This window comes from candidate division WOR-3 bacterium, from assembly GCA_039803545.1.
In the GTDB taxonomy this organism is placed as follows: Bacteria; Hydrothermota; Hydrothermia; order UBA1063; family UBA1063; genus UBA1063.
In genome coordinates this window covers 811,390-821,919 of sequence record JBDRYS010000001.1, presented here as the reverse complement: position 1 = coordinate 821,919, position 10,530 = coordinate 811,390, and the positions used below count along the sequence as shown (strand labels likewise).

At 39.1% G+C, this 10,530-nt stretch carries 9 protein-coding genes; 5 read left to right on the top strand and 4 right to left on the bottom strand.

Going from position 1 to position 10,530, the window contains the following annotated elements:
* The first annotated feature begins 2 nt into the window (after nucleotides 1-2).
* Both dnaE and ABIM45_03715 read left to right on the top strand, forming a co-directional pair.
* Nucleotides 3-3,389, top strand: coding sequence for a DNA polymerase III subunit alpha (gene dnaE / locus ABIM45_03720; protein ID MEO0239020.1), 3,387 nt, complete (start codon nucleotides 3-5; stop codon nucleotides 3,387-3,389).
* 143 nt (nucleotides 3,390-3,532) lie between these two features.
* A complete protein-coding gene (locus ABIM45_03715) occupies nucleotides 3,533-3,814 on the top strand; it encodes an HU family DNA-binding protein (protein ID MEO0239019.1) in 282 nt (93 codons plus the stop codon).
* A gap of 69 nt (nucleotides 3,815-3,883) precedes the next feature.
* On the opposite strand, the gene argF is transcribed toward ABIM45_03715, so the two are convergent.
* Nucleotides 3,884-4,801 (bottom strand): ornithine carbamoyltransferase, encoded by a 918-nt coding sequence (gene argF / locus ABIM45_03710; GenBank protein MEO0239018.1) that lies wholly within the window; start codon nucleotides 4,799-4,801, stop codon nucleotides 3,884-3,886.
* Nucleotides 4,798-5,817, bottom strand: coding sequence for a tetratricopeptide repeat protein (locus ABIM45_03705; protein MEO0239017.1), 1,020 nt, complete (start codon nucleotides 5,815-5,817; stop codon nucleotides 4,798-4,800). Before ABIM45_03705 ends, argF begins: the two co-directional genes overlap by 4 nt.
* 743 nt (nucleotides 5,818-6,560) lie before the next feature.
* Here ABIM45_03705 and ABIM45_03700 point away from each other — a divergent pair.
* The 3 genes from ABIM45_03700 to ABIM45_03690 are packed head-to-tail and all read left to right on the top strand — an operon-like array spanning nucleotide 6,561 to nucleotide 9,196.
* A complete protein-coding gene (locus tag ABIM45_03700; protein ID MEO0239016.1) occupies nucleotides 6,561-7,133 on the top strand; it encodes a CDP-alcohol phosphatidyltransferase family protein in 573 nt (190 codons plus the stop codon).
* Nucleotides 7,130-8,359 carry a putative sugar nucleotidyl transferase gene (locus tag ABIM45_03695; protein ID MEO0239015.1) on the top strand — a complete coding sequence of 410 codons (1,230 nt, stop codon included), beginning with the start codon at nucleotides 7,130-7,132 and terminating at the stop codon, nucleotides 8,357-8,359. The genes ABIM45_03700 and ABIM45_03695 overlap by 4 nt, the downstream gene beginning before the upstream one ends.
* A complete protein-coding gene (locus ABIM45_03690) occupies nucleotides 8,360-9,196 on the top strand; it encodes an LD-carboxypeptidase (protein MEO0239014.1) in 837 nt (278 codons plus the stop codon).
* On the opposite strand, the gene ABIM45_03685 is transcribed toward ABIM45_03690, so the two are convergent.
* Both ABIM45_03685 and ABIM45_03680 read right to left on the bottom strand, forming a co-directional pair.
* Nucleotides 9,181-10,101 (bottom strand): hypothetical protein, encoded by a 921-nt coding sequence (locus ABIM45_03685; GenBank protein MEO0239013.1) that lies wholly within the window; start codon nucleotides 10,099-10,101, stop codon nucleotides 9,181-9,183. The genes ABIM45_03690 and ABIM45_03685 overlap by 16 nt on opposite strands.
* Entirely contained in the window at nucleotides 10,092-10,475 is a 384-nt protein-coding gene (locus ABIM45_03680) for a septal ring lytic transglycosylase RlpA family protein (GenBank protein ID MEO0239012.1), read from the bottom strand. Before ABIM45_03680 ends, ABIM45_03685 begins: the two co-directional genes overlap by 10 nt.
* Nucleotides 10,476-10,530: the final 55 nt, after the last annotated feature.

The following is a 10,530-nucleotide window of genomic DNA, read 5'->3' as shown; positions in this document are numbered from 1 at the left end:
ATATGAAGAAATTTGTCCATTTGCATCTTCATTCTGAATACAGTGTATTGGATGGGGTTCTATTCATCGATGAAATTGTTGATGCTGCTCTAAATTTTGGCATGCCTGCTGTTGCACTTACCGACCATGGTAATCTCTTCGGAGCAATCGAGTTCTATAAAAAAGCAACGGAGAAGGGAATTAAACCGATCATTGGAATGGAAACCTATGTTACCGATGGCTCGATGCAGGAGAGAGTCAAGGCAGGGGAAATATATCATCTTACTTTGCTGGCAGAAAATGAGGAGGGATATAGAAATCTTCTAAAGATTTCGACCGAGTCTTATTTAAAAGGCTTTTATTACAAGCCAAGAGTCGACAAGGAGTTCTTAAGGCAGCACTCAAAAGGCCTCATTGCCCTTTCAGGATGTCTGCAGGGGGAACTTCCCAGAAAAATATTACTTGGCTATGATGATACTGAACTTCATAAAACTCTGGAATCTTATCTTGAAATCTTTGGAAGGGATAATTTCTTCCTCGAACTTCAGGATATTGGCCTTGCAGAAAATAAAATTGTAAATCGAAAATTACTGGAGCTCTCAAGTAAGTATAATGTAAAGGTGGTAGCTACCAACGATGTGCACTTTCTAAAACCTAAAGACAAGATTCTTCAGGAAATTGTCCTTTGCATTCAAACTGGGACACGTCTTGACGACCCTAAGAGAATGAAAATAGAAACAGAGGAGATCTATTTTAAAAGTCCAGAGGAAATGTGGGCCATCTTTGGAGAGTTAGAAGAGGCTCTCTTAAATACTATCGAGATTGCTAACAGAGTTAACCTGACTCTTGAATTAGATCCTACGAATATCCATCTACCTCATTTTGATATTCCTGAGCCTTATAGCAGTGGCTTTGAAATGTTGTCAGACCTTGCCTTCAAAGGCCTAAAAGAGAGGTTTAAAGGTAAGGATATACCACAGGAATATAAAGAGAGACTTGAAAAAGAATTGAAGGTGATTAATGAACTCAATTTCTCAATGTATTTCCTGATTATTTGGGACCTGATCAGGGAGGCAAAAAGGAGAGGTATTCCTGTTGGGCCGGGAAGGGGATCGGCGGTTGGTTCTTTAGTATTATATGCCCTTGGGGTTACAGACGTTGATCCCATTAAATATAACCTGCTTTTTGAAAGGTTCTTAAATCCCGAGAGGGTCTCTCCTCCCGATGTTGATATTGATTTCGCCGATAATAGAAGGGACGAGATGATCCTTTATTTAAGAGAAAAATACGGTGAAAGCAACGTGGCACAAATCATAACCTTTGGTAGAGCGAAAGCAAAGCAGGCAATTAAAGATGTAGCCAGGGTTATGGGACTCCCTTATAGTGAGAGCGATAAAATTGCAAAGACTATTACTGAAACGGGTTCTCTTCAATATGAGTACGAAACAAATCCTGTTTTTAAGGAGTTGATTGATTCCAGTGAGGTTTACAAGAAGGTTTTTGAATATGCACGTAGAATTGAGGGACGCGTGAGGAATATCTCAACTCACGCCGCAGGGGTAGTCGTCGCCCCTGTTGAAATTTATCAGATTGCTCCTCTGTACAGATCTGAGGATGAGGATACAGTAACCGTCCAATTCGATATGAAGTCGCTGGAGTTGTTAGGTTTGTTAAAAATTGACCTCCTTGGTCTTCGGACACTCACCATTGTCTACGAGACTGAAAAACTTGTAAAACAAAAAGATCCTGGTTTTTCTGCAGATAATATAGAGTTTGACGATATCAAGACTTATAAACTACTTTCTGAGGGTGAAACCACTGGAGTCTTTCAGTTGGAATCCGAAGGCTTTAGAAATGTATTGAAGCGCGTTAAACCGGAAAAAATTGAAGATTTGATAGCTATCTTGGCCTTATACCGTCCTGGACCAATGAAAAGCGGAATGCTTGAAAGTTTTATTAGGAGGAAGAACGGGGAGGAGCGCATCGATTATATAGACGAAAGGTTAAAGGGAATACTTGAAGAGACTTATGGAGTTATAGCGTATCAGGAGCAAGTTATGCTCCTTGCATCAACCCTCGCAGGTTTTTCCCTTGGACAGGCTGATATTTTGCGGAAGGCGATGGGTAAAAAGCAAAAGGAAGTTATGGAGAAGATGATGGAGTCCTTTGTAAGCGGTTGTGTAGAGAACGGCATGGACAGAGAAAGGGCAGAGCAAATTTTCAACTTCATTGCGCCTTTTGCAGAGTATGGCTTTAACAAATCTCATGCAGCGGGGTACGCTAAGCTGGCTTACATAACTGCCTATTTAAAAGCTCACTACCCCCTGGAATTCATTGTAGCTAATCTTAACGCTGAAATGAATACTCAAGATGCCCAGGAGAAGATTTATAAGTTTTTAAATGAAGCCAAAAGTCTTGGTTTTAAGGTTATTCCACCGTCAATAAACAGAAGTGATTATGAATTCAGAATAGAAGGTGGTGATTCCATAAGGTATGGATTGGGTGCAATAAAAAATGTTGGGAGGGCGGCCGTTGAGGAAATATTAAAGGTAAGAAATTCGAAAGGTGAATTTAAGAGCATTGAAGATTTTCTATCGCAGATTGATACGAGGAAGGTAAATAGAAAAACTCTCGAAAGCCTAATTAAGGCAGGCGCCTTTGACGAGTTTTTCCCCAATAGAAAAGCTTTACTTCAAGCCTTAGACGAACTTTTGCAAACTGCTAAGTCTGGAGTGAGTACAGGTACTTTATTCACCCTGGTTCCTGCACAGAGCCCCTTAGATAAGTACAAAGATCTACCTTTTACGTTGGATGATATCATCTATTTTGAAAGGGATTCCCTCGGTCTTTATTTGAGTGTTCACCCCTTGAGTAAATTTCCGTATTCTAAATTCCAGCCCATAAACACATTGAAGATTAAGGAAGAACTGATGGATGGGGATGAGGTAGTTATGGTGGGCGTCATTAGTGAGATCTCAAAAAAGAAAAATAAAAATGGAGAAGTTTATGCCAGTATTAAAATATCTGATTTTGAAGGCGAAGTGAGAGGTTACGTTCATCCGCAATTATTGAAGGAAAAAGGTGAACTGTTGAAGGAAGATGAGGTTGTCCTGGTCTATGGCAGAGTTTCGGAAAATGGAAATGGGAAAGAGTTAAGGGTTGATGATATTAGTCCCTTCAAAGGTGTTAAGGCTTTAGAAATTGACCTGAGTGGGGTTGATGTAAGTAAAATTTTAGTAGACGAACTTTACAAGCTTTTGAGCAGTTACTCTCGTGGAAGCGTTGCTTTATTTATTAAGCTTGGTAGTAAAAGGTACCTTTCTGAGATTAGAATCGATGAAAATGTTGACTTTTTTAACAAAATTTTGAATATTTTGCCAAGAGAGTATATTAAGGCTATCCTTTCGTAAGTTATTCTATTCCAGGTATTTATTAGTTCATCCTCGCAAATTCGACCTTTTCAATGAAAAAAATCTTGACAAAATGTGTACTATGCTTTATTTATTATAATATCTGCAGAAATGCTTGATAAATCAAAAAAGGAGGTTGAGGTATGAACAAGCAAGAACTGATAAACAAAGTAGCAGAAAAAGCGGGCGTAACCAAAAAGGACGCAGCCCTGGTGGTGAATGCATTCATCGATGTAGTAAAAGACTCACTGGCCAAAAAGAACCCAGTGAGAATCATCGGCTTCGGAACCTTCGACGTCAGGAAGAGAGCTGAGAGGAAGGGCAGAAATCCAAGAAGCAAACAGGAAATTAAGATTCCTGCCAGGATAGTGCCTGTATTCAGGGCATCCTCTACGCTCAAAGAGATGGTGAACAAGGGCAAGTAAGACGCAGCGACCTCTTAAAAAAGAAAGGGGCCCGAAAGGGCCCCTTTCTTTTTTAGAGATCGAAGCTGTTTAATAAATGTTTCTAAAGAGTTTTATAAGTATTGCCTTTTCAGAATGTAGTCTGTTCTCAGCTTGGTCGAGGACAATGGAATGAGGTCCATCGAGAACTTCATCGGTTATCTCTTCTCCCCTATGAGCCGGAAGGCAATGTAATACAGCAACGTGAGAAGGAGCAATCTTCAAGAGTTCTGAATCTACCTTGTAATTCTTGAAAATTTGTCTTCTTTGCTCTGCTTCCTGCTCTTGTCCCATGGAAGCCCAAACATCGGTATAAATGAAGTCAGCATCTTTTACTGCTTGCTTAGGATCTCTTACAATCTCTATTTTTGCACCGGTGGTTTTTGAAATCTCTATTGCCTTTTCGTAAAGATTTTTGTTGGGTTCATAACCTTCGGGACATGCAATGGTAAATTTTCCACCGAGCAGAGCGGTCATTAGCATCAGTGAGTTTGCTACGTTATTGCCGTCTCCAATAAACGCCAGATTTACTTTTGTCCTTCCAGATTTTTCAAAAATTGTAAGGTAATCTCCAACTATTTGACACGGGTGTTCAAGGTCTGAGAGTGCATTTACTACAGGTATCCTGACATTTTCTGCCATTTCTATTAGAGTAGAGTGGGCAAATACTCTTGCCACAATGCCGTCAACCCATTTTTCCAGGTTTCTTGAGACGTCTTTAACAGATTCCCTTTGCCCTAATCTAATATCATTGTTAGAGAGGTAAATAGGTTTACCTCCGAGGTCGTAGATGGCTCTTTCAAAGGTAACCCTTGTGCGAAGAGAGGGTTTTTCAAAGATCAGTGCGAGGACTTTTCCGTCCAGGATTTTTTCGTTTACCTTTCCTTTTTTTACTTTTAGTGAGAAATCGATTAATTCGTGGGCTTCTTCCACAGAGAGATCAAGGATAGATAAAAAGTCTTTTCTCACTTTTTACCACCTCCGTTGTTACCTTTTATTTCCTGTAGCTTTTTAATGGTCTCCATAAGCTCTTTGTTCATTTTGAGTTGATTGTAAATAAGGGCTTTAAAGCTATAAGCGTCCTCGTAGTCAGGCTTTAATTCAATTGCTTTGTCAAAGGCACTTAAAGCTTCCTGGAGTTTATTCTCGTTGTAGAGGCATGCCCCCAAGGTGAACCAAATATCGTAAGCATCGGGCTGTTTTTCCAGGTACTCGCGGAATAATTTTTCTGCCTCATCATACTTGGATAACCTATAATACGAAAGAGCGGTATTTAAGAGAGCGTCGAGATTTTCTTTATCAAGTTCATGAGCCTTCTTGAAATAGTAGGCAGATTTTTCAAATTCTTGATTATCAAAGTATAGGACACCTAAATCGAAGTAGGCCTTTGAGAAGGTAGTATCTTTTTCAATTACCTGGAGTAAATCTTTAATTGCCTCTTCTTTTTTCCCAGCCTGTGCGTTGAATTTTGCTCTATAGTAGAGAGCCTGTACGTCCTTTGGATTGAGTTCGATAGCCTTGTTTGCATAGTTAATGGCTTCTTCATAGTTACCTTGTTTGTTGTGAATTATTGCAATAGCTAAGTAGGCCCTCTCATCCTTAGGGTTAATTTTTGTAACATAGGTGAAGTACTTAAGGGCCTTTTGGTCATCACCCTGCTGGAAGAAGGTTTTTCCGGCTGTTAAAATGGTGTTAAGTTCATTTTCTCCAAATTCCTTGAGATATTTTCCAGAGTCAGCGTCCAGCTCGTAGGCTTTTATAAATTCGTCAGCAGCCTTGATATAATCCCTCACGCCAATGTAGGCCCTTCCGAGCCATATGTGGGCCTCTGGGTTATTTGGGTTTTCAGCAACCCAACCTTGGAATTCTGTGACGGCTTTGTTGTATAGGCCCTGTTGCATGTAGATAATTCCGGAAGATTTATGTGGGGTTGTTGCACATGCCGTAAAAAAGAAAAACAACCCCAAGGGTATAAGCTTTTTCATAAATACCTCCTTTGTTTTTGCATAATTATAAAACTTTACCTGTTTTTATTCAAAGACTTTTGTAATTGCCCTGGTATAGTGGCGCGCATGTATAAAAAAACAGGTTTTACCAAGGTGTCGTACTTCCTCAAAATTAGACCTACTTGAACTATTTTCTATTGAAGTTCTGATATCCATTCGAGCCCTCTTTTCTTGTTGTAAGCCCTGTCAAGCTCCCTTTGTAATTTGATTATCGCTTGTGTTATTTTACTATCTTAATGTTAGCCCTCAAACTCACTACTCTCCTTTTTGCTTCTTCACTTACGCCTTCAACTTTTAATACCCTCTCTCATATCACTCTACCTTTTGCCCTTCTTTTCGGAGTTTCCTCAACTTCGACTATCACACTATTTAAAAAAGAATTTAAGGGGTGGAGAGAAAAGGGTAAGCCGGCTATAAACAAGATTATTGACAACTTTTACCTCTCTTACTTTTAAGCTTCATTTTTCCTGCCTGACAATCTCTTAACTTCATGGAAAACTGAGAGCAGCATTGAAGGCAATGATTGAGTATCTTTCATTCATGTTATACGCTTTTGTTACAATCGTACTGTGTTCCTCCTTGGCTTAAGAACGAATAGATGCATTATTGTGGCCGTCTTTTTACTCTGGCATTTTTGATGGAACAATCCCATTTCGAGTGGATTAATCTTGAGGAACGCGGGATTTTTGACTTTCCTTATTGTTTAAAGTATTATTTATAAAGTGAAAGGGCTTTATTCAGGTGCATTTCAAATAGCTACCCTTCCGAACCTCTTAAGTATTACAAGACTTTTTCTGGTTTTACCCCTTTATCCTTTCCTTAAGGACTCGAGAGTTTTTTTAACGACTCTTTTTCTTATTTTGATTGTTCTAACCGACGTCCTTGACGGTTATTTTGCAAGGAAGTTTCATCTCGAAAACCCCGTAGGCAAGATTTTGGACCACGGAGTCGATAAGGTTGTTTCAATGAGTTTATCTTACATCTTCTATAAATTTTCATTGCTCCCCGTATGGGCTTTCTGGTTTTTCTTTTTAAGGGATTTACTTATATTGTTAGTTGGAGGAGTTCTATATTTCGGTTTCAGAGTCGCTTTGGGTTCACTTTGGCTAGGCAAAATTGCGGGTATTTTTTATTTTGGCATGTTCTTTGCCCTTTTGCTCGGGTTCGAGCACCTCGGAAAGCTTCTAATGATCATAAGTGTCTTCTTATTTACGGTCGTTGTTATTGTTTACCCGATAAAATTTTACCCGAGTTTGAAAATAAAGATTTTTGGCGGTGAAGGAGGGGCAGAGTGAGAAGATCCTACATTTTATTTGAGGATGAAGGGGTGAATGGCTTTTTGCCTCTCGTATGGTTAAATCCCTTTCTGAATTTGCGTATTGGCATTTCAACATTATATGAGAAGTGGGAAAAGGTTCTTACGAATATTGACGGCATAATCGTGAGGGATTTTTTAAAGGATTACGCTCACTCGTTATATCCGCAGGTTAAAGTGAACAGTTTGCCCGGTGGAATTTGCGTGTTTCTTAACTCCAGATTGAACCCTTATCAGAGGATGATTTCTACACTTACTGAGATTAACCCTGGAGAAGGGTATGTTGACGAAGAAGGAGTTGTTCTATCCTTTGCTTTAGAGCTGCCAGATGGGTTAAACTTTTCCGAGTTAAAAGAACTGGTAACGAAAGTTCAGTTTTGGAAAAAGGTTAAGGAAGTTGAGGTTTTAAGGAGGCTTGAAGACCTCATAATCCATAATGGCACATTTATAAGTCAGGATTTTTCAAGATTTTATGAGCGTTCCTATTTAAGGATTCCTGCGGATTTAAGAGTTTTAGGGGATGCCGTTTTTATATCGGACGAGGCAAAAATATTCCCTTACGTATTTATTGATGCTACTGAAGGTCCTGTTGTTATAGAAAAAAATGCAGTAGTTTCTCCTTTCGTGTATATCGAGGGTCCTGCCTTTTTGGGAGAGGGTGTTTTGATTAAGCCCTTCAGTAAAATCTTCAAAAACACAACAATTGGTCCCATTTGTAAAGTAGGAGGAGAAGTTGAGTCATCAATTTTTCACTCCTACTCAAACAAGCAACATGACGGCTTTTTGGGGCACTCTTACGTATCTTCCTGGGTAAACTTAGGTGCTGATACGGTGACCAGTGACCTTAAAAATAATTACTCTACAATAAGATTGAGATACAGAAAGAGCGAATGGGATACAGCTTCTCAGTTTATAGGCACCTTTTTTGCAGATCATGTGAAGACAGGTATAAATACCATGCTAAATTCTGGGACGATTGTTGGAGTGTTTACCAACCTATTTGGAAGTGGATATCATCCGAAGTTTATTCCCTCTTTTTTCTGGGGAGGCGGAAGGGAATGGCAGATTCATGATTTAGAAAAGGCAATAGAAACAGCGAAGAGAATGATGCAAAGAAGAAATATCAACCCCAGTGAAGCATACTTGAAGCTCATTGAAAAGGTATTCTCTCTCACTGAAGACGAAAGAAGGGACTTTTCTCTGTAAATGCGGATTGCAACCTTTTCTCCCTCTTCAAAACCCAATGAGGAGCTTTTAAAGAAAGCTATTCAAAACTTAAAAGGCCGTGGTTTTGAAGTAGAATTGTCTCCTAATTTACTGGGTGAAAGGGGACTCAATGAGAGTTCAGACGAAGAAAGGTTCTCAGATTTTAGATGGGCATTTTTTGAATCCAATTCTTCAGTGATTATACCTTCCAGAGGCGGATACGGATTGTCCCGGATTTTGGAGAGGATTTCCCAATTGAACTTTTCTTCAGTTCGCAAAACTGTAATTGGCTTCAGCGATTTAACCTTTGTTTTAAATTATCTCTCCTCCTTTGAAAATCTTAATGTTTTTCATGGCCCAATGCTGGCGACAAATCTTTCGAAGGGAGAAGATGAACATTTCCTGTACTTGGAGAGAGCTGTTAACAAAATACCTTATGAAGTTCAATGGGAAGGTGACTCTTCTGGCGGTAGGTTTCTTGGAAAAATCTATGGTGGGAATTTGACTTGCTTTTCTCTCCTTGTGGGCACCAAATTTTTTCCGGATCTCGATGACGCCATCCTTTTTCTAGAGGAACATAATGAGGCAGAATATCGGGTGGATAGGATGCTTTATTTCTTAAAATATTCAGGAGTTTTTCAAAAAATAAAGGCTGTAATTGTTGGCTTTAGCGACGTTGGTTATGATGTGTATATAAACTTTTTCAGAAAGAACAATATACCTTTTAGCACAAATTTCCCTGGAGGGCATGGTGAGAGGAATTTGCCGTTCCCCATTGGCAAGGTTTGTGAGTTTGACGCAGATAAAAACATTTTAAAGGTTCATTTTGAGAGATAAAAATCGAAGAGAGTTACCTCTTCTGCTGGAATTGCCTTTAAATTTAAGTCCTGGAGGATGAAAATTTCGCTGACTTTGTTATTTGAGGCTTCTTTTAATGCATTCAATATAAGGAGATCTTCAACTTCATATTTCGAATTTTCAAAGAATGTCCATAAAGACAAGACGTAAAGTGAATTCCGGTAGAGGAAGCTGAGCATTGCACCAACTTCCCACCCTTCTATATGTATGGCGGTGTATTCGAACTTGAAGCCTACGGTTTGGAGTTCTAATAGCATTGTAGTGAGTAGATTTTTTGATAAAAGGGGAAGATCAGTTTTTTTGTTTAAAGCTAAATCTACTCTTTGCTGCACCTCAAGGGGGTCTAATATAGATACCGCTTCGATTCTTCCTTTGGAATATTCTTTTATTATTTTGCTAAATTTCTCTTGATTTTTGGGCTTTACTTTGTACACCCAACGATCGAAATCTTCGGGTACCTGTAATTTCCAGTAATGTTTTACGGTCAGTGATGTGCCTAAGGGTGAGGTTTTAAAAAGTTCAGGGTTTGGATTTTTGAAAAGTACATTGGTCAAAAGGACTTCACCAAACTCTGATTTTATGAGGTTGATGATTTCTTCCATTGAAAGGTTATAAAAGTGAGGAAACTCTGGAGGTATGGGAGTTCTGAAAAGGCTGCTCTGGGAATTTTTAAGAATTATAAAATCTGTAGGTACCTCTTCATCTTGAAAGAATGCTAAGTAGGCCTCTTCTGCGCCTATGGTATCGAGGCAAGCCACGAGTAGGTTAGTATCGGTAAAGGGATTTTTAGCGCCGTATTTCTGTCTGACAGTTTCTATCTTTTCTTTGAAGTTAAGAAGCTCTAAGCTATCGTTGAGAGGGTATTTTATTAATTTTATGGCCATGCAACGACCTCCAGTCTTACTAAAACTGTACCTTTAGTTTTCATATCTAATATTTCTGCAGCCTTTTCTGATAGGTCCACAATCCTTCCCTTTTTGTGTGGGCCTCTATCGTTTATTCTCACTACTACAGATTTTCCATTTTCTAAGTTGGTTACTTTAACATAGGTATTAAAGGGTAGAGTGGGATGGGCAGCCGTTAACTTACCGGGGTCGTATCTTTCGCCCGATGCAGTTTTTCTCCCTTTGAATTCTTTTCCATAAAAGGAAGCATAGCCTACTTGAGTGAAAGTCTTTGGTTTTATTCTCGGTGCACAAGCTGAGGCTAAAAGTATAATTGCGATAAAGATTAAAGGAGAAGTTTTAAAAGATATCATCTATCCTTAATGATAAGATATTTTGGCTGGCTTGTCAAAGTTTCTCGCTGTTTGA